We start from the raw sequence: 16,992 nt of genomic DNA on the forward strand, positions 1-16,992 counted from the left end.
GGTTCGGGACAGCGAACCGAGGAGGAAAACATGGTCAACCCCGTTCCCGACGGCTACACGACGGTCACCCCGTGGATCATCGGCCGCGACACCGCCGGCCTGCTGGACTTCCTGAAGCGGGCCTTCGACGCCGTGGAGCTGTTCCGGGTCGTCGGCGAAGACGGGAAGATCGGGCACGCCGAAGCCCGCATCGGCGACGCCGTCGTGATGGCCTTCGACAGCCGTGACCACTGGGCCGACACCCCCGCCTACCTGCGGCTCTACGTACCGGACAGCGTGGAGACCCAGCGACGGGCGATCGAAGCGGGCGCCACCGAGGTGACGCGCCAGACCGTGCTGCCGTTCGGCGACAGCGTCGGGCGGGTGCGTGACCCGTTCGGCAACCTCTGGTGGATCCACACCCACCTGGAGGACCTCGACGCGGCCGAGGTGGAGCGCCGCTCGCAGCTGCCCGAGTACATCGAGGCGATGAACTACGTCCAGAGCGCGGAGCTGGTCAACGGCCGTCCATAGTGGACGGACGCGGCGCCCGGCGGGCCGTGTGGCACGCTGGGCCCGTGCTGGAGACCGGGGAGGACTACCGCGAAGCGGTGTTGTCCGGGCAGTGGTGGGAAAAGCGGCGGTTCACCGGCTGCGACTTCACCGGCGCGGACCTGAGCGGGCTGCGGACGCGCGGCTGCACCTTCGACGACTGCGTGTTCACGCGGGCCGACCTGGCGCGCTCGCGGCACGACGCGTCCGCGTTCCGCTCGTGCACCTTCGACCGCACGGTGCTCGTCGAAAGCCGCTGGACGGCGTGTTCGCTGCTCGGGTCTTCGTTCAGCGACAGCGGGTTCGGCGGGATCGCGCTCACCGAGTGCGATCTTTCCCTCGCGTCGCTGGCGAAGGCGCGCCTGCGCAAGCTCGGGCTGTCGGGCCTGCGGCTGCGGGAAGCCAACCTGACCGAAGCCGACCTCACCGGCGCCGACCTCCGCGGCAGCGACCTGACGGGTGCCCGCCTGCAGGGCGCGAAGCTCGAGGGCGCCGACCTGCGCGGGGCGCGCCTCGACGCGAACGCCCTGGTCCAGGCCGACCTGCGGGGTGCGGAGGTCGACGTCGAAACGGCGATCGCCTTCGCCGCCGCGCACGGGCTGGTCGTCCGCTGAAACGACGAAGGCCCCGGCAGCGCCGGGGCCTTCGCAGCACTCAGTCGATCGGGGGTTCGCCCGGGTCGAGCTCGATCAGGTCGCCTTCGGCCAGCAGCTCCTCGATCGACGCGGGCAGCAGGTACGCCGACCCGCCGCCCGGCTGGTTGAACCACGGGATCGCGACGCCGGCGAGCGTCTCCAGCGGCCGCTGCACCCGGTAGACGTGGTACGGCCGGTTGACCCACTCCGGCACCAGCGACCGCTCGGCGAACGGCGTGCCCGCCGCGTACGTGAGGTTGCCGTTCGGGCCGCCGAAGCGGTCCAGCTCGCTGCCCGCGGGCAGCTCGCGCAGCTCCTTGCCGCGGAACAGCGTCAGCGGCGGCTCACCGGCCATCGGGCCGATCGGCCACTGCTGCTGGCCACCGCCTCCGCCGCCGTTGACGGCCGGGCGGGCCGGTTCCTCCCGGCGCGGCGGCGCGGGCGGGACGACCGGGGGCGGCGGCACCGGCAGGGAACCCTGCGCCACCGGAGCCGCCAGGACGGTCGGCGCCGACGGCGGTTCACGCCGGGGCGGCGCGGGCGGCGGACCGGCCTGCTGCGCCACGGGCGGCGGACCGGCCGGCACCGGGGCGGGCTGGCGCGGGGGAGCCGGCGGTTCGTCGTCTTCGAGGTCGCCGAAGAGCTCCTCGGCGCTCGTGAACGCCGTCTGCTCCTGCGGCGGCACCGGCGGCTCGGGCTTGCGAACGGGGTACGAGCCGGTCGCGACCTCGGGCGAGAGCGTCGCGACGACCCGCTGCGGCGCCGGTTCCGGCTCGGGTTCGGGCTCCGGCTCCGGGGCGGGCGGCTCCTCGGCGGGCACGTGGCCCTCCGGGTTGAGCAGCACCTTGCCGAGCATGAACGCGGCCGCGTCCTCGGCGTCGCCGAAGACCGCGGGGTTGCTGAGCTTGCCGTCGTACCAGCCGACGCGCCAGCCGTCCTCGACCTCTTCGACGCTCCACCCGTGTTCGGCGGGTTCGCCCAGCTTGTAGCCGCTTTCGGGCACGTCGAGCTCGTCGAGCTTGGCCTGCAGGCCGGCGAGCACCGGGTGGTCCGGGGTCTCGCGCCGCAGCGCCCGCCGGCCCGGCCGGGGCGACGGCTGCGCCGGGGCGGCCGGCTCCGCCTGGGCAGCCGGCTGCGGAGCCGGCGGCTCCGGCACGGGCAACACGCCGGGCACCTCGGGCTGAGTGATCATGGTCGGCGGGCCCGGATCGAACGCGGGCTGCTCCGGCCGCCGCGGCGGCTGCCCCGGCGGCTGGAAAGCGTGCGGCGCTTCGTCCTCCTGCCGCGGGGGCTGGAAGCCGGCGTGGGCGGCCTCTTCGTCGTGGCGTGGCGGTTGGAAGCCCGGGTGTGCGGGCTCTTCGTCGTGCCGCGGCGCCTGGAAGGCGGCGTGTGCGGCTTCTTCGTCGTGGCGCGGCGGCTGGAACCCGGGGTGGGCGGGGTCGTCGTCGTGCCGTGGCGGCTGGAACCCGGCGTGTGCGGGGTCCTCGTCGTGCCGCGGAGCCTGGAACCCGGCGTGGGCGGCTTCTTCGTCGTGCCGCGGGGCCTGGAAGGCGGCGTGTGCGGCTTCTTCGTCGTGGCGTGGCGGTTGGAACCCGGCGTGGGCCGGCTCCTCGTCGTGGCGTGGCGGCTGGCCGGACTGCAGGGCGTGCGCCGGTTCGTCCGCCTGGCCGGTGTCGAAGGCGTGCCCCGGCTCGCCGTCCCGTCCGGCCGGACCGGACTCGAACGCGGCGTGCGGCTCCTCCCGGTGGTCCGCCGGTTCCTCCTCGTGCCGGGCCGGCTCGAACGTCGGGCCGGGCAACGCGGCGTGCTCGGCTTCGTCCCGGGGGAGGACCGCGCCGTCCCGCGGCGGCTGCTCCTGCCCGATCGGCTGGTCGGGGACGTACTCCGCGGTCTCCTCGATGTCGGGCACCCGGCCGGGCTCCGGCGCCGAACCGTTCGTCGCCGCCGCGTGGTCGGGCTGCTGGGCGTACTCCTCTTCGCCGTACTGGTGGTCCTCTTCGGCGAAGCGGTCGTCGAACTCCTGGTCGTCGTAGCGCTCTTCGGCCTCGGGGGCGTATTCGCGCTCTTCGGCCGGAGCCTCCGGCTCGGCCGGGGTGTGCACCGCGAGCGGCGCCTCCACCGGCGCGGGCGGTTCCTGGTGAGCGACCGGCGGGGGCGCGACCGGCGGCGGGGGTGCCACCGGCGGCGGGCCGGCGGGCGCCTGCTGCTGCACCGGCGGCGGTCCCTGCGGCGGCGGCCCGGCCGGGCGCTGCTGCTGCGGTGGCGGCTGGCTGCCCCGGGTCAGGTACGCGGCGGCGGCCTGCAGCGTCGGCTCGTCCACCGGCGGCAGTGTGAAGCCGACCGACCGGACGTGCTCGACGAGGTCCGGTTCGGGCGAAACGCCGTACTTGTGGAGGTAGAAGTTGACGGCGGCGGGCCAGATCCACTGGCCGTCGCTGTGGAAGGCGACCGGGACGGTCGCTTCCGGCGTCGCGGCCAGCCGGTCGATGTCGTAGCCGCGCTCGGGCACCACCAGCGGTGCGTGCTCCAGGTACTCCAGCAGCCGGTCCTGCTCGTCGACCTCGAGGTCGGGGCGGTTGATCACCGGGCGGCCCGCCGGGCCGACGGTGTCGAAGATCCGGGCGATCCGGAAGTGCGGCCCCGGCTGCTCCGGGCCGAGCCCGGACATCCGCCGGATCAGCCACTCGGGGACGTTGTCCTCGGTGCGCGGGAACATCCGCAGCTCGTCGGAGTAGGCCTGCGGCGGTGGCGCGAGGTTCCACACCGGTTCGTCGCGGTTGTACTCGAGGTTGTAACTGGACGGGTGGTCGAGCTGGTAGCGCGCGTTGAACCACGTTCCACGGCCGTCGCGGTACATGCCGCCGCGCAGCCTGCCGAACAGGGTCGCGATGTCGTGGGTGGCGAGCCACTCGTGCACCGTGCCGTCCTCGGTGACGATCTCGCCGGTCAGCTCGTGGTACCTGCCGACGGCTCGGTACTCCGCGGTGACCTTGCGCCAGTCGCGCGGGGCGGCACGGAGCAGGGCAAGTCCGATCTGCTTGACCAGGGTGTCCTGCTCGGTCGCGTTCAGCTGCGTCGTCGGTTGTGCCACCCGCACATTTTGACTGCTCGCGCGCGCGAGTGCACCCCGCATGTGGGTTTTGCCGCCCGGTCACCCGGTGGCACCGCGCCTGACCTCGGGCGATGCGACGTGCGGTAGATCACAGCTTGATCGCGGCCATCGTCGCGAGTGGACCGTGTGGGGTAACGGCCACTCTACGGGCTGCGACCACCCGCGCCTGGAAGCGACGCGCGGGGGTCGCTTTGCCAGAATGGGGCACGTGACGGCGAAGATTCTCGACGGCAAGGCCACCAAGAACGCCATTTTCGCGGAGCTCGAGCCCCGCGTCGCGGCCCTCGCCGCGAAGGGGGTGACGCCCGGCCTCGGCACCGTCCTGGTCGGCGACGACCCGGGGTCGCACTCGTACGTGCGGATGAAGCACGCCGACAGCGGCAAGATCGGGGTCAACTCGATCCGCCGCGACCTGCCGGCCGACATCACCCAGGAGAAGCTCGAAGCCGTCATCGACGAGCTGAACGCCGACCCGGCCTGCCACGGCTACATCGTGCAGCTGCCGCTCCCGAAGCACCTCGACGCGAACCGCGTGCTGGAGCGGATCGACCCGGAGAAGGACGCCGACGGCCTGGCGCCGGTCAGCCTCGGCCGCCTCGTGCTGGGGCAGCAGGGTGCGCTGCCGTGCACGCCGTACGGGATCATCGAGCTGCTCAAGCGCCACGGCGTCGAACTGAACGGCGCGCGCGTCACCGTCGTCGGCCGCGGCATCACGGTCGGCCGGACGCTCGGCCTGCTGCTGACCCGCCGCAGCGAGAACGCCACCGTGACGCTGTGCCACACCGGCACCCGCGACCTCGCCGCCGAGGTCCGCCGCGCCGACGTCGTGGTCGCCGCGGCCGGCGTGCCGGGGATCATCACGCCGGACATGGTGGCGCCGGGCGCCGCGGTGCTCGACGTCGGCGTGTCCCATGTGGACGGCAAGCTCACCGGCGACGTCCACCCGGGAGTCGCCGAGGTGGCCGGCTGGATCTCGCCGAACCCGGGCGGCGTGGGCCCGATGACCAGGGCGATGCTCGTCAGCAACGTCGTCGAGGCGGCGGAACGCTCGGTCCAGGGCTGATGACCATGACCGAGGACCGGCGGGACGTCCACGACCGCCGGAGCAGGCAGGGGCGGTTCACCCAGCTGCCGTTCGCGGCGGTGCTGCTGGTGGTGGCCGTCGCGGCACTGCGGATCTTCCAGTACCACTGGCGGGAGGGTGCGGCGCTGATCGGCGCCGCGCTCCTCCTCGCCGCGGTGTTGCGGGCGGTCCTCCCGACGGCCAGGGCCGGCCTGCTGGCCATCCGCGGAAAGCTCGTGGACGTCGTGACGTTCACGGCCCTCGCGGCGGCGGTGCTGTACGTGGCCCTGACGATCACCGGCGGCCCGTTCGGGTCCGCTTAGGACGTCCGGCCTCAAGCGCCCCAATGTGGCCTTGGTTGCGTTGGACGCACCCAAGGCGGCCTTCGGTGCGTTGGACGCACCGAAGGCCACATTGGGGCGCATGGGCCGGTCAGGACGCGAGGGCGAGTTCCCGCCGTTCGGCGCGGGCTTCGCGGCGGTCCAGGGTGCCCGAGACGATCGCGAGGGTGAGTCCGAAGACCGCGAGCAGCGCGCCGACCCAGTTGGGGGCGACGAGGCCGAGCCCGCCGGCGATGACCAATCCGCCGAGGTACGCCCCGATCGAGTTGGCGATGTTGAACGCGGACTGGACGGCGGCCGACACCAGGGACGGTGTGCCGCCCGCCTTCTCCATGATCCGCGCCTGCATCATCGGGCCGATCATGAACCCGGCGACGCCGACGAAGAAGATCGTGATCGCCGCGCCGATCTTGCCCTGCGCGGTGATCGTGAAGATGCCCAGCACCGACGCCAGCGCCAGCAGCGCGATGTACAGGCTCGGCATCAGCGCGCGGTCGGCCAGCCGGCCGCCGAGCAGGTTGCCGATCGTCATGCCGACGCCGGCCAGCGACAGCAGCAGCGTGACGTCCGACGGCGAGTAGCCGGCGACGTCGGTCAGCATCGGCGTGATGTACGACAGGCAGGCGAACACGCCGCCGAGCCCGAACGTGACGATCGCCAGCGCCAGGTGCACCTGCGGCCGCTTGAACGCGCCGAGCTCACCCCGCAGCGACGCGTCGGCCGGCTTGCCCTGGTGGGGGACGAGCTTCGCGATGGCCGCGATGGCGACCAGCCCGATCACGGCGACGACGCCGAACGTGGCGCGCCAGCCGACCTGCTGGCCCAGCAGCGTGCCCAGCGGCACGCCGATGACGTTGGCCAGGGTCAGGCCGAGGAACATCAGCGACACGGCCTTGGCGCGTTCGCCCTGGCCGACGAGGCTGGAGGCGACGACGGCCCCGGCGCCGAAGAACGCGCCGTGGGGCAGGCCGGCGAGGAACCGGAACGCGACGCCGAACTCCTGGTTCGGCGAGAGCGCGAAGAGGGCGTTGCCCAGCGTGAACAGGCCCATCATGGCCAGCAACATGGTCTTGCGCGGCAGCCGGACGGCGACCGCGGTGAGCAGGGGGGCGCCGACGACGACGCCGAGGGCGTAGGCGGAGATGAGGTGGCCGGCGGTCGGGATGTCGACGCCGAAGTCGGCGGCCGCCTGGGGCAGCACGCCCATCATGACGAACTCGGTGGTCCCGATGCCGAAAGCTCCGATGGCGAGCGCGAGCAGCGCGACGGGCACGGCACTCCTTCCAAGGTGGGTAAACGATTACCGAGCCAATCTCTGGATCGGTTCAGTACGGGGGCATAAAGAAAGACAGCCGATCGGCCCCAGCGCCGCGAGCTGCCTACGCCCAGTCCAACAAGCGAGGGGGCCCGTTGTCATCCCGATATCGGGTGACGATCCACACCGTAACGGCGGTGATCAGCGCGGGGCGGCCAGCACGCCGGCCAGCAGGCCCGGGAACAGCGCGTCGAGATCCTTGCGGCGCAACGAGTTGTACCGGGTGGTGCCTTCCTGGCGGCCGGCCACGACGCCGGCCTGGCGCAGGATGCTCAGGTGGTGGGTGAGTGTGGACTTCGTCACCGGCACGGTCAGCCCGCTGCACGAGATTTCCTCGTCGGTCGCCGCCAGCTGCCGCACGATGGCCAGCCGCACCGGGTCGGCGAGGGCGCGCAGCACGCCTTCGACGGTGATCTCCTCCTGCGTCGGGTAGTGGAGCGGCGGCAGGGTCCCGTGCTTGGCCATGCGGCCATTGTATGACGCCGGTCGAAATTGCGGCGCGAGTCGTAGTACGGTGACTGTCGAACTACGACGTTCGTCGAACCAATCCCTGCTTCGCTTGGGGGCCCCGCCCATGTCCGCACCTGCTCCGTCGAGGATCTCGGTCCTCGCCTTCGGCGCCTTCGGCGTCGGGACCAGCGGTTACATCGTCGCCGGGCTGCTGCCCGCGCTGACCGGCGAGCTGCACGTCTCGGCCACGGCCGCGGCGCAGCTCGTGACCGCCTTCGCCATCGCGTACGCGATCGGCTCGCCGCTGTTCGCCGCCGCCACCGGCACCTGGGAACGCCGCACGCTGCTGGTCGCCGCGCTCGCCGTCACCGGTGCCGGCAACCTGTTCGCCGCGCTCGCGCCCGGCTACGGCTCCCTCCTGGTCGCCCGGGTGGTGACCGCGGTCGGCGCCGCGGTGTTCACGCCCGCGGCCAGCGCCGTGGCGGCCGAGCTGACCGTGCCGGAACGCCGCGGCCGCGCCGTCGCGCTGGTGTTCGGCGGCCTGACGGTGGCGCTCATCTTCGGCGTCCCGCTCGGGAGCCTCATCTCGCAGCACCTCGGCTACCGGACGGCGTTCGCGCTGGTCGCCGCGTTCTCGCTGGCGAGCGCGCTGGCCGTGCGGCTCGCGCTGCCGGCGGTCGCCGCGCCGCCGCGGGTGAGCCTGGCCGAGCGGTTCGCCGCGGGCCGCGACCCGCGGGTGCTCGTCATGCTGGCCACGACGGTGCTCGCCTGCCTGGCGGCGTTCATGGTCTACACGTTCGTCTCGCCGCTGCTGGCCGCGACCGCGGGCGTGCACGGCACGACGGTGACGGTGCTGCTCTTCTGCTACGGCGTCGGCGGCGCGATCGGCAACTTCGCCGGCGGCCGCGCGACCGACCGCTGGGGCTCGCGCCGGCCCCTGATCGTGGTGACCGTGGCCATCACCGCCGTGATGGCGTTGCTGCCGCTGACGACGGTGACGCCGGTCGCGGCCGGGGTCTCGCTGTTCGTCTGGGGGCTCGCGACGTGGTCGTTCAACCCGCCCGTGCAGCACCGCCTGATCGAGCTGTCGCCGGGCCACGCCGGCCTGGTGCTCTCGCTCAACGCGTCCGCGATCTACCTCGGCGTCGGCCTGTCCGGCGTGGTCGGCGGCGCAGTGCTGTCGAGTGGCGGCCCGCTGTTGCTGCCCGAGGTCGCGGCCGCGCTGACCCTCGTGGCCCTGCTGCTGGTGGGCGCGGCGTGGGGGCGGGTCCGCGAGCCTCGGGAACAGGTCGCCGCCGGTTAGTCGGCGCGGGTCATGACCTCGCAGTCGGGCCCGGGGTACACGAGCCCCTCGTGCCCGTCGGCGAACCGCACCAGATACGGCGGCGCGCCGTCGGGGCCCCGGACTTCGAGGATCTCGCCACGCTGCTCGGCCGACCCGACCGTCCGGCCGTGCACCTGGATTTCGTCTCCTACTCCTGCGTGCATGGGCTTCACCTCCGTGTCCAGGGTAGGAGCGAGCCCGCGTGCCGGGTAGGCCTGCGAACGGGTGGCGTGGGAGTGTTCCGAAGTGGACGGTCGACGAGCCGCGGCGGCGGAGAACGCGGCGTGGTGCGCCCTGGTGAGCGGCGGCGGGAACTGGGGTTCGCGCGCTTGGACGAGCCGCTTCCGCACACCGGAGTACTACCCGGACGCGGTGACGCTCGACCCGGCCGCGACGGCGGCCGACGTGCTCCCGTACGTCGACCTGTCCGCGGGCTGCTCGGTGAAGGACAGCTTCGCCACGCTCGACCTCCCCGGCTTCGCGGTGCTGTTCGAGGCGACGTGGCTCGCGTGCGGCCCGGGCGTCCCGCAGCCGGGCTGGCGGCGCGTCACCGGGCACGCCTTCCCGGTCGACGCGCGAGTGGCGGTGCTCTCCCGCGGCGAGAACCTGGTGGTGGCCCACCGCGGCGACGACGTGGTGGGCCTGTCCAACTTCGCCGGCCCGGACGACGGCTGGCCGGGCGCGGTCGCGGCGGTGGCGGCGGCGTTCCCCGGCCTGCCGGTGGTCGGCTACGAGCACGGCGAGGCGCTGCGCGTCGCCCTCGGCCACGGCGCCGAGCCGTTGGGGCCGCTGCGCGTGTGGGTGTCTTCGGCACTCCCGGAGGTGCCCGGCGGCGGCGCGGCCTGCGAAGATGGCCGGCATGACGCGTGAACTGCACCTGACCGGCGAGGAAGCGGCCGACCGGCTGCTCAGCGAGGACCCGGTGGCGCTGCTCGTCGGCATGCTGCTCGACCAGCAGATGGCGATGGAGGTCGCCTTCATCGGGCCGCGGAAGATCGCCGACCGGATGGCCGGCTTCGACGTCCGCAAGATCGCCGAGGCGGACCTCGAGGAGTTCGTCGAGCTCTGCGTGACACCCCCGGCGATCCACCGCTACGGCGGCTCGATGGCCCGCCGGGTGCACGCGCTCTGCCAGCACATCGTGAAGCACTACGACGGCGACGCCGAGGCGATCTGGACGTCGGGTCGCCCCAAGCCGGACGGCCCGGAGGTCCTGAAGCGCCTCAAGGCGCTACCGGGCTACGGCGAGCAGAAGGCGAAGATCTTCCTGGCCCTGCTGGGCAAGCAGTACGGCGTCCACCCGAAGGGCTGGCGCGAGACGGCGGGCGCGTACGGCGACCGCGGGTCGCGCCGGTCGATCGCGGACGTCGTGAGCCCGAAGACGCTGCAGGAGGTCCGGGCGTTCAAGAGGGCGGAGAAGGCCGCGGCGAAGGCTCAGTAGCGGCTCGCGTAGCGGGACGGCGTCGTGCCGAGATACCGCTTGAAGTGCCGCGTCAGGTGGGCCTGGTCGGTGAAGCCCGCCGCGGCCGCGACCTGGGCCGCCGGGGTGCCGTCGAGCAGGAGGCGGCGGGCCCGGTCCACCCGGCGGCCGGTCAGGTAGCGGTGCGGCGGCAGGCCGAACCTCGCGCCGAAGCAGCGGACCAGGTACGCCGGGTGCGCGCCGAGCGTCTCGCCCGCTTCGGCGAGCGTCAGCGCGTCCGGCAGGCGCGCGTCCAGGAGATCCCGCAGATCGTCGGCGAGCCCTCGCTTCGGCTCGTGCGGCACCGGGCGGCCGAGGTGCGTGCGCAGCCGGTCGGCCACCAGCACGAGCCGGCTTTCGGCCTCGAACGCGTCACCCGGCTCGGCGAGGGACTCGTGCAGCTGGTGGATCCGGGTGCGCAGCAGCCCGTCGGCGAGGCTCGGGCGGTCGACCGCCGCGCCGATGAGGTCGTCGCCCAGCACCGAGGTGTCCAGGTAGAGCACGCGCTTGCGGAAGCCGTGGCTGGTCGCCGCCCGGCCGTCGTGGGCGACGTTCGGCGGCAGCAGCGTCACCGCCGGGCCGAGCGCGCCGTGGTGGTGGCGGTCGAGGTCGTAGCGGATGACGCCGTCGTCGACGATCAGCAGCGTCCACGTGTCGTGGGTGTGCGGCGGGTACGCGTGCGTGGTGAACCGCGCGTGGAAGACCTCGGCGATCCCCGGGACCGCCGGCCGCCACGCCGCCACCTGCGCCATGTCAAGAACGTACAAGACGGGCCGGTGGCCGCCGGGGGAGTCTTCCGCGCATGAGTTCCTTCGACACGAAGATCGCCGTCCTGCTCCGCGACGACCTGGCGTCCTGGCAGCGGCTCAACGTCACGGCGTTCCTGGTCAGCGGCCTCGCCCACGTGACGCCGGAGCTGATGGGCGAGCCGTACGCCGACGCCGACGGCACGGAGTACCTGCCGATGTTCGGCCAGCCGGTGCTGGTGTTCTCGGGCACCGCGGCCGTCCTGACCGCGGCCCACGCCCGCGCGCTCGGCCGCGGCCTCAAGTTTTCGATCTTCACCGACGAGCTGTTCCACACCGGCAACGACGCCGACAACCGGGCCGCGGTCCGCGCGGTGCCGGGCGAGAAGCTCGCGCTGGCCGGGATGGCGGTGCACGGGCCGAAGAACGCCGTGGACAAGATCCTCAAGGGCGCGTCGCTGCACCGTTGAGTAGAACTGCTCTGTCACCCGGTCGGGGGACCCTGCCAGCATGATCGGCAGTGCCGCGGAGGGCGGCTCGGACTGGGGAGGTTCCGTGAATTCACTTCGTCGTGCGTGCGTGGTCCTGACGGCGGCGGCCGGGCTGGGCGCGGCGCTCGCGCCGGTCGCCTCGGCGGACTCGCTGCAGACGGTCGCCTACACCTCGGAGGAAGGCGCCTGGCCGCTGCGGGGCAGCGCCCACTACGCGGCGCCGGGCGACGAGATCGCCGTCTGGGAGAACAACGGCGTGCTGAAGATCGACGTCCAGTCGGGGCTGAAGGACCTGCGCGTCGAGCTGAGCGCGCCGGCCGGGGAAACCCTGCACACCGGCACCTACACCGGCGCGCGGTTCCGCGGTCAGAGCGATCCGGCGCTGCCCACGCCGGGCATCTTCGTGGTCAGCGGCGGCTTCGGGTGCGGCGACGCCTACGCCGACTTCACGATCGACCGCCTCGACGCGTCGGGCGTGGACCTGACGTTCGTCCAGCGCTGCGGCGCCCCGGACGCCCCGGCCACCCGCGGCGAGGTGCACTTCACGCGCTGAGTCACGGAGCCGTCGCGTGCACCAGGAACACGCCGCGCACCCGCTCGCCGTCGTCGACGGTGAACGTCCGCGCTGAAGCGTCCACGAAGCCCGCCGACGAGGCCAAGGCCGCGGCCTCGGCCTCGTCGTGCGGGAACTCCAGGTCGCCCGGCACCAGCTGCGCGAACGGTCCCGAGGGCTTGAACCGCGCCCCGGAGACCACCGAGAACGCCAGCCGGCCGCCCGGACGCAGCACGCGCCGCCAGTCCGGGAACGCGGCGGCCCCGAGGAAGTGCAGCGAGGACGCGCACACGACGACGTCGGCCGAGCCGTCCTCGGCCGGCATCGGCACCGCGGGCGCGACCTGCCAGGTGATCCGCCGCTCGGGGTCGAGATCCGCCTTGGCCTCGGCGCGCGCGAGCATTTCCGGCGACAGGTCGACGGCCAGCACGCGAGCCGGCTTCAGCCGCAACGCCGCGTACGCCGCGAAGCCGGTTCCCGTGGCGACGTCGAGAACCAGCTCCGGGCCTTCCGGCAGGGGCTCGACCAGCGCGTCCGCCACGGCTCGGTGGAAGATGTCTTCGTCGTAGTGCTCGGCCGTGCCGTCGAAGACGGCGGCCCTCACGTCGTGGTCCACGGCCCCAACCTAACCGGCGCCACCAGCGATTTTCAGCGGACGACGACCCGCGAAACCGAGGTCGGCGCGGTGGTACCAGCCCAGGTCGCGGTCGCCTTCGAGCCAGCACAGCAGCACGTCGGTGCCGTCGAGCTCGGCCGGGAAGTCGACCAGCAGCGGCGCGAATCCCTTGAGCTCGGCGCCGGTGCGCTGCACCGTCGTCATCAGGTCGTCGAGGCGGGCCTGCGCGGCCTTCCACTCGGGCAGCCCGCCCAGCTCGGTGGCCCGCCCGCCCGGGCGCAGCGACGCCGCGAGCTCGGCGGCGTCGGCGCGGACGCGGACCAGTTCGTCGAGGACCGGCCGCAGGCGCATCAGTTCGTCGCGGGCCTCGGCCACGGTGAACAGTCCCATCCGCCGATGATGCCACCGGCGTGCGTCAGGCCTCGCGGCGCCGCCGGACGAGCGCGTTGGCCAGCCCGCTGCCGACCAGCAGGAAGCCCACACCGAGCAGGCCGCCGATGAAGAGGAAGTCCATGACGCCGTAGGCGATGTCGCTCTTCGGCATCAGGTTGACCAGCCGGAACCCCCATTCGGGCACGGACATCGCGGCGACGCCGGGCAGCACGCCGTAGATCAGCCCGCCGAGGATCGGGCCGACCGCCGACAGCGCGCCGAGGGCGGCGATGACCAGCAGGAGGATGGCGCCGCCGGCCAGCAGCGCGATGCCCAGCGGGTCGCGGTTGGTGCTCAGCGTGGCCTGGATCAGCTGCTGCTGGCGCAGGCCGCCCCAGCTCAGCAGGCCCAGCGCGACCGGTGTCAGCAGAAGGCCGCCGAGCGCGCTGACGACGTGCGCGGCACCCCGGCGGGGACGCTCTTCGAGCACGTCGGCGTCGCCGGAGTCCTGGTAGTCGTTCTCGTACTCGTCGTCGTAGTCGGCGTACCGATGGGTCGACATGCCCGTCACCTCCCGCATGATGGATTCACGGGTGGCATCGTGCCCCGGTTCATCCCGGAAAGCGACGGTTGCTCGGCGAGCGGTCGGATCGGCTCGTGCCCGGTGATCCGCGCCACAAAGGGCGGGGGGAGACTTGATGCCGACCACTACTGGAACCATCCAGCTCCGTCAAGCAGTACGCTTGTACCGCTACCGGCGAGACGTAGAGAAGAACGCGAAGATCCGCGGAAGGAGCACCGCTGCTCATGGCCAAGATCAAGGTCCAGGGCACCGTCGTCGAACTCGACGGCGATGAGATGACCCGCATTATCTGGCAGTTCATCAAGGACAAGCTGATCCACCCGTACCTGGACGTGAACCTGGACTACTACGACCTGGGCATCGAGGAGCGGGACCGCACCGACGACCAGGTCACCATCGACTCCGCGAACGCCATCAAGAAGCACGGCGTCGGCGTCAAGTGCGCCACGATCACCCCGGACGAGGCGCGGGTCGAGGAGTTCGGCCTCAAGAAGATGTGGCTGTCCCCGAACGGGACGATCCGCAACATCCTCGGCGGCGTGATCTTCCGCGAGCCGATCGTCATCCAGAACATCCCGCGGCTGGTGCCGACGTGGACGAAGCCGATCATCATCGGCCGCCACGCCCACGGCGACCAGTACAAGGCGACCAACTTCAAGGTGCCGGGCCCGGGCACGCTGACCATCAGCTTCACCCCGGAAGACGGGTCGGAGCCGATGGAGTTCCAGGTCGCGAAGTTCCCCGAGGGCGGCGGCGTCGCGATGGGGATGTACAACTACCGCAAGTCGATCGAGGACTTCGCGCGCGCGTCGCTGCAGTACGGCCTCGACCGCGGCCTGCCGGTCTACATGTCGACCAAGAACACGATCCTCAAGGCCTACGACGGCCAGTTCAAGGACGTGTTCCAGGAGATCTTCGACGCCGAGTTCAAGGCCGACTTCGACGCCAAGGGCATCTCCTACGAGCACCGCCTGATCGACGACATGGTCGCCGCGGCGATGAAGTGGGAGGGCGGCTACGTCTGGGCGTGCAAGAACTACGACGGTGACGTCCAGTCCGACACGGTCGCGCAGGGCTTCGGCTCGCTCGGCCTGATGACGTCGGTGCTGCGCACGCCGGACGGCCGGACGGTCGAGGCGGAGGCCGCGCACGGCACGGTCACCCGGCACTACCGCCAGCACCAGCAGGGCAAGCCGACGTCGACGAACCCGATCGCGTCGATCTACGCCTGGACCCGCGGCCTCGAGCACCGCGGCAAGCTGGACGGCAACCAGGAGCTGATCGGCTTCGCGAACAAGCTGGAGCAGGTCGTCGTCGAGACCGTCGAGAGCGGCCAGATGACGAAGGACCTCGCGCTGCTGATCAGCAAGGACCAGCCGTGGCAGACGACCGAGGAGTTCCTCGCGACGCTGGACGACAACCTGGCGAAGAAGATCGCCCAGGGCTGAGTTGTGTTGTGGACGCCCCCTTCCCGGTTCGCCGGGGAGGGGGCTTTCGCATGATCACGCTTGGTGACCTCCGCTGGCGCCTCCGGGTGGTTGCGACGTCCGGCGCTGCCGTCCGGGTAAAGGATTGCCTACCCTTGGCGGGGGATGGGCTCGCGGGTTGGAGGAAGGCATGTCGAAGAAGACTCTGCTCATCTTGGGCGCCATCGGCCTGGTCATCGTCGTGTACGCCATGAACACGGACAAGCAGGCATCGGGGGCGTCGGCCACGGGCTGCAAGGTGACGGTGACGGCGGACGTCCTGAACGCCCGCGAGGCGGCCGACGGAAACGCGAAGATCGTCGGCAAGTACCTGCGCGACGCCCAGTTCGACGCGATGCCGGGCGTGCAGAACGGCTTCCGCAAGGTGGCCGACGACAAGTGGGTGGCGGCGGAGTTCACCCAGCCGATGGCCGGCTCGACCTGCTGAGGTCTCTCGTTCTTGCTTCTTTGCGTCCTTTGGCGCGCCCGGTTTTTGTCGGTGGTCGGTGGTAGAAGTGACCAGGTCGAAAACCGCAGGTGGCGGCGTCGGGTCGCCGGGAAGGAGGGCACGTCCGGGGGCGGGCGACAACTGAATCGCGGTGTCTGTGAGGTCTCCAGGGGGAGTCTCACGGGCCGGATGGCAGACGGGGGCGAGCCTTGGCGCCGGGCGTTCGGACGGGGGTCGGAGCGCGGCTGGGGTCCGCTTGGCCGGGCCGGTGGTGGCTGTGGGGACAGCGCGCGCCGGAGTTCTGGCTGCGGGGTTGGTTCGCCTGGGTGTTGTCGACGGCGGTCGAGCTGGGTCGGGTTCGGGAGCCGGTTGGTTGTGCGAGCTTGCCGGCGGGGGCCTGCCGGCGGGTTCCAGGCCGCGCCGGCGGCGGGAGCTGGCTATGGGAGCTGGTTGTGGAGCGCCCGCGGTAGATCGCAGCACTCGAGCCGGGCTGCGATCGGAAGCCGGCTGCGATCGGAAGCGGGCTGGGGTTGCGAAGCCGGCTTGCGCGGCGCTCGCTGCGTCCGAGCCGAGCCGAGCCGAGCCGAGCCGAGCCGAGCCGAGCCGAGCCGAGCCGAGCCGAGCCGAGCCGAGCCGAGCCGAGCCGAGCCGAGCCGAGCCGAGCCGAGCCGAGCCGAGCCGAGCCGAGCCGAGCCGAGCCGAGCCGAGCCGAGCGTCAGAGCTCGATCGTGAGGTCCTCCTCCGCGACCAGCACCTCGCCACCGAACCGGGCGCGGGCCTCCTCGGCCGCCGCCGGGCGGTCGGTGCCGGGCCAAAAGTGCGTCAGCAGCAACCGGCGGGCGCCCGCCTGCGCTGCCCAGTGGCCCGCCTCCGCCGCCGTCATCAGGTAGCGGGGTTCCGGCGGCTGGGTGCGGAGGGTCGCGTCGCAGATGAACAGGTCCGCGTCGCGGCCGAGCTCGGCCAGCGTCGGCGACGGTCCCGTGTCGCCCGTGTACGCCACCGTCAGCCCGGGCGCCGTCAAGCGCACGCCGAAGTTCGGCTGGTGGTGCGGCAGCGGGTGCGGCGTCATGCGGAACGGCCCGATGTCGGCCGGCTCGGCCAGGTCGCGCACCTCGAACAGCGTCTCCGGGTGCGGCCGGGGCTCCATCGCCTCGAGCCGGCGGACGGTGCCCGGCGTGCAGTGCAGCGGCAGCCGTGCCGACGGCTCGCCGGCCTGGACCGTGTAGTGCCACGCCCGGCCCAGCGCGCTCACGTCCGCGCAGTGGTCCGGGTGCTCGTGCGTCACGATCACCGCGTCCGGCAGCCCGTCGCGGCAATGCGCGAACAAGCGCGGCGCCGCTCCGTACCCGAGGTCGAGTACGACGCGAAAACCGTTGTGCTCCAAGAGAAATCCGGCACACGCGCGACCGGCCTCCGGCCACGCCCCGCAACTGCCCAGCACGGTCAGCCGGCTCACCGCTCCACCCATGCCCGGCAGTCTCGCAGAG

20 protein-coding genes are annotated in these 16,992 nt (G+C 72.5%); 11 read left to right on the plus strand and 9 right to left on the minus strand.

Annotation, left to right across the window (positions count from 1 at the left end):
- Positions 1–30: 30 nt before the first annotated feature.
- Both I4Q55_RS13255 and I4Q55_RS13260 read left to right on the plus strand, forming a co-directional pair.
- Positions 31–513 (plus strand): VOC family protein, encoded by a 483-nt coding sequence (locus tag I4Q55_RS13255; RefSeq protein WP_206787860.1) that lies wholly within the window; start codon positions 31–33, stop codon positions 511–513.
- Positions 514–557: 44 nt separating this feature from the next.
- Positions 558–1,145, plus strand: coding sequence for a pentapeptide repeat-containing protein (locus tag I4Q55_RS13260; RefSeq protein WP_206787861.1), 588 nt, complete (start codon positions 558–560; stop codon positions 1,143–1,145).
- A 40-nt stretch (positions 1,146–1,185) separates the two neighbouring features.
- Here I4Q55_RS13260 and I4Q55_RS13265 read toward each other — a convergent pair whose 3' ends face one another.
- Positions 1,186–4,263, minus strand: a complete 3,078-nt coding sequence (locus tag I4Q55_RS13265) for a glycohydrolase toxin TNT-related protein (protein WP_206787863.1) — start codon at positions 4,261–4,263, stop codon at positions 1,186–1,188.
- 223 nt (positions 4,264–4,486) lie between these two features.
- Here I4Q55_RS13265 and I4Q55_RS13270 point away from each other — a divergent pair, with 223 nt between their 5' ends.
- Positions 4,487–5,341, plus strand: a complete 855-nt coding sequence (locus I4Q55_RS13270) for a bifunctional methylenetetrahydrofolate dehydrogenase/methenyltetrahydrofolate cyclohydrolase (protein WP_206787865.1) — start codon at positions 4,487–4,489, stop codon at positions 5,339–5,341.
- Positions 5,341–5,664, plus strand: a complete 324-nt coding sequence (locus I4Q55_RS13275) for a DUF3017 domain-containing protein (RefSeq protein WP_206787867.1) — start codon at positions 5,341–5,343, stop codon at positions 5,662–5,664. Before I4Q55_RS13270 ends, I4Q55_RS13275 begins: the two co-directional genes overlap by 1 nt.
- A gap of 109 nt (positions 5,665–5,773) precedes the next feature.
- Here I4Q55_RS13275 and I4Q55_RS13280 read toward each other — a convergent pair whose 3' ends face one another.
- Positions 5,774–6,955: an MFS transporter gene (locus I4Q55_RS13280; protein WP_206787869.1), complete on the minus strand. Its 1,182-nt coding sequence runs from the start codon at positions 6,953–6,955 to the stop codon at positions 5,774–5,776.
- 183 nt (positions 6,956–7,138) lie between these two features.
- The gene (locus I4Q55_RS13285; RefSeq protein WP_206787871.1) at positions 7,139–7,462 is read right to left on the minus strand and encodes a helix-turn-helix transcriptional regulator; all 324 of its coding nucleotides are present in this window, start codon (positions 7,460–7,462) and stop codon (positions 7,139–7,141) included.
- Between the two features lie 109 nt (positions 7,463–7,571).
- Here I4Q55_RS13285 and I4Q55_RS13290 point away from each other — a divergent pair, with 109 nt between their 5' ends.
- On the plus strand, positions 7,572–8,750 hold the full coding sequence (locus I4Q55_RS13290; RefSeq protein ID WP_206787873.1) for an MFS transporter: 1,179 nt from the start codon (positions 7,572–7,574) through the stop codon (positions 8,748–8,750).
- Here I4Q55_RS13290 and I4Q55_RS13295 read toward each other — a convergent pair.
- Complete coding sequence (locus I4Q55_RS13295; protein ID WP_206787875.1) at positions 8,747–8,935, minus strand: DUF1918 domain-containing protein; 189 nt, start codon at positions 8,933–8,935, stop codon at positions 8,747–8,749. The genes I4Q55_RS13290 and I4Q55_RS13295 overlap by 4 nt on opposite strands.
- 82 nt (positions 8,936–9,017) lie before the next feature.
- On the opposite strand from I4Q55_RS13295, the gene I4Q55_RS13300 reads away from it, so the two are divergent.
- Both I4Q55_RS13300 and I4Q55_RS13305 read left to right on the plus strand, forming a co-directional pair.
- Positions 9,018–9,641 carry a hypothetical protein gene (locus I4Q55_RS13300; protein ID WP_206787877.1) on the plus strand — a complete coding sequence of 208 codons (624 nt, stop codon included), beginning with the start codon at positions 9,018–9,020 and terminating at the stop codon, positions 9,639–9,641.
- Complete coding sequence (locus tag I4Q55_RS13305; protein ID WP_206787879.1) at positions 9,631–10,212, plus strand: HhH-GPD-type base excision DNA repair protein; 582 nt, start codon at positions 9,631–9,633, stop codon at positions 10,210–10,212. The genes I4Q55_RS13300 and I4Q55_RS13305 overlap by 11 nt, the downstream gene beginning before the upstream one ends.
- On the opposite strand, the gene I4Q55_RS13310 is transcribed toward I4Q55_RS13305, so the two are convergent.
- Positions 10,206–10,982, minus strand: coding sequence for an AraC family transcriptional regulator (locus I4Q55_RS13310; RefSeq protein ID WP_206787881.1), 777 nt, complete (start codon positions 10,980–10,982; stop codon positions 10,206–10,208). The two genes, I4Q55_RS13305 and I4Q55_RS13310, sit on opposite strands and share 7 nt — an antisense overlap.
- Positions 10,983–11,032: 50 nt before the next feature.
- On the opposite strand from I4Q55_RS13310, the gene I4Q55_RS13315 reads away from it, so the two are divergent.
- Positions 11,033–11,446, plus strand: a complete 414-nt coding sequence (locus I4Q55_RS13315) for a DUF2000 domain-containing protein (RefSeq protein ID WP_206787883.1) — start codon at positions 11,033–11,035, stop codon at positions 11,444–11,446.
- A 40-nt stretch (positions 11,447–11,486) separates the two neighbouring features.
- Entirely contained in the window at positions 11,487–12,020 is a 534-nt protein-coding gene (locus tag I4Q55_RS13320) for a hypothetical protein (RefSeq protein ID WP_242545888.1), read from the plus strand.
- Between the two features lies 1 nt (position 12,021).
- Here I4Q55_RS13320 and I4Q55_RS13325 read toward each other — a convergent pair whose 3' ends face one another.
- Genes I4Q55_RS13325 through I4Q55_RS13335 form a run of 3 tightly spaced genes read right to left on the minus strand, consistent with a single transcriptional unit; the run spans position 12,022 to position 13,570 of the window.
- Positions 12,022–12,636: a class I SAM-dependent methyltransferase gene (locus I4Q55_RS13325; RefSeq protein WP_206787885.1), complete on the minus strand. Its 615-nt coding sequence runs from the start codon at positions 12,634–12,636 to the stop codon at positions 12,022–12,024.
- 9 nt (positions 12,637–12,645) lie between these two features.
- Complete coding sequence (locus I4Q55_RS13330; RefSeq protein ID WP_206787887.1) at positions 12,646–13,026, minus strand: DUF2203 domain-containing protein; 381 nt, start codon at positions 13,024–13,026, stop codon at positions 12,646–12,648.
- Between the two features lie 25 nt (positions 13,027–13,051).
- Positions 13,052–13,570 carry a hypothetical protein gene (locus tag I4Q55_RS13335; protein ID WP_206787889.1) on the minus strand — a complete coding sequence of 173 codons (519 nt, stop codon included), beginning with the start codon at positions 13,568–13,570 and terminating at the stop codon, positions 13,052–13,054.
- Positions 13,571–13,815: 245 nt separating this feature from the next.
- On the opposite strand from I4Q55_RS13335, the gene I4Q55_RS13340 reads away from it, so the two are divergent.
- Together I4Q55_RS13340 and I4Q55_RS13345 are read left to right on the plus strand one after the other, a co-directional pair.
- The gene (locus tag I4Q55_RS13340; protein ID WP_206787890.1) at positions 13,816–15,039 is read left to right on the plus strand and encodes an NADP-dependent isocitrate dehydrogenase; all 1,224 of its coding nucleotides are present in this window, start codon (positions 13,816–13,818) and stop codon (positions 15,037–15,039) included.
- A 169-nt stretch (positions 15,040–15,208) separates the two neighbouring features.
- Positions 15,209–15,505, plus strand: a complete 297-nt coding sequence (locus I4Q55_RS13345) for an SH3 domain-containing protein (protein ID WP_206787892.1) — start codon at positions 15,209–15,211, stop codon at positions 15,503–15,505.
- Between the two features lie 715 nt (positions 15,506–16,220).
- On the opposite strand, the gene I4Q55_RS13350 is transcribed toward I4Q55_RS13345, so the two are convergent.
- On the minus strand, positions 16,221–16,973 hold the full coding sequence (locus I4Q55_RS13350; RefSeq protein WP_206787894.1) for an MBL fold metallo-hydrolase: 753 nt from the start codon (positions 16,971–16,973) through the stop codon (positions 16,221–16,223).
- Between the last annotated feature and the right edge of the window lie 19 nt (positions 16,974–16,992).

This window comes from Amycolatopsis sp. MtRt-6, from assembly GCF_017308975.1.
GTDB lineage: Bacteria > Actinomycetota > Actinomycetes > Mycobacteriales > Pseudonocardiaceae > Amycolatopsis.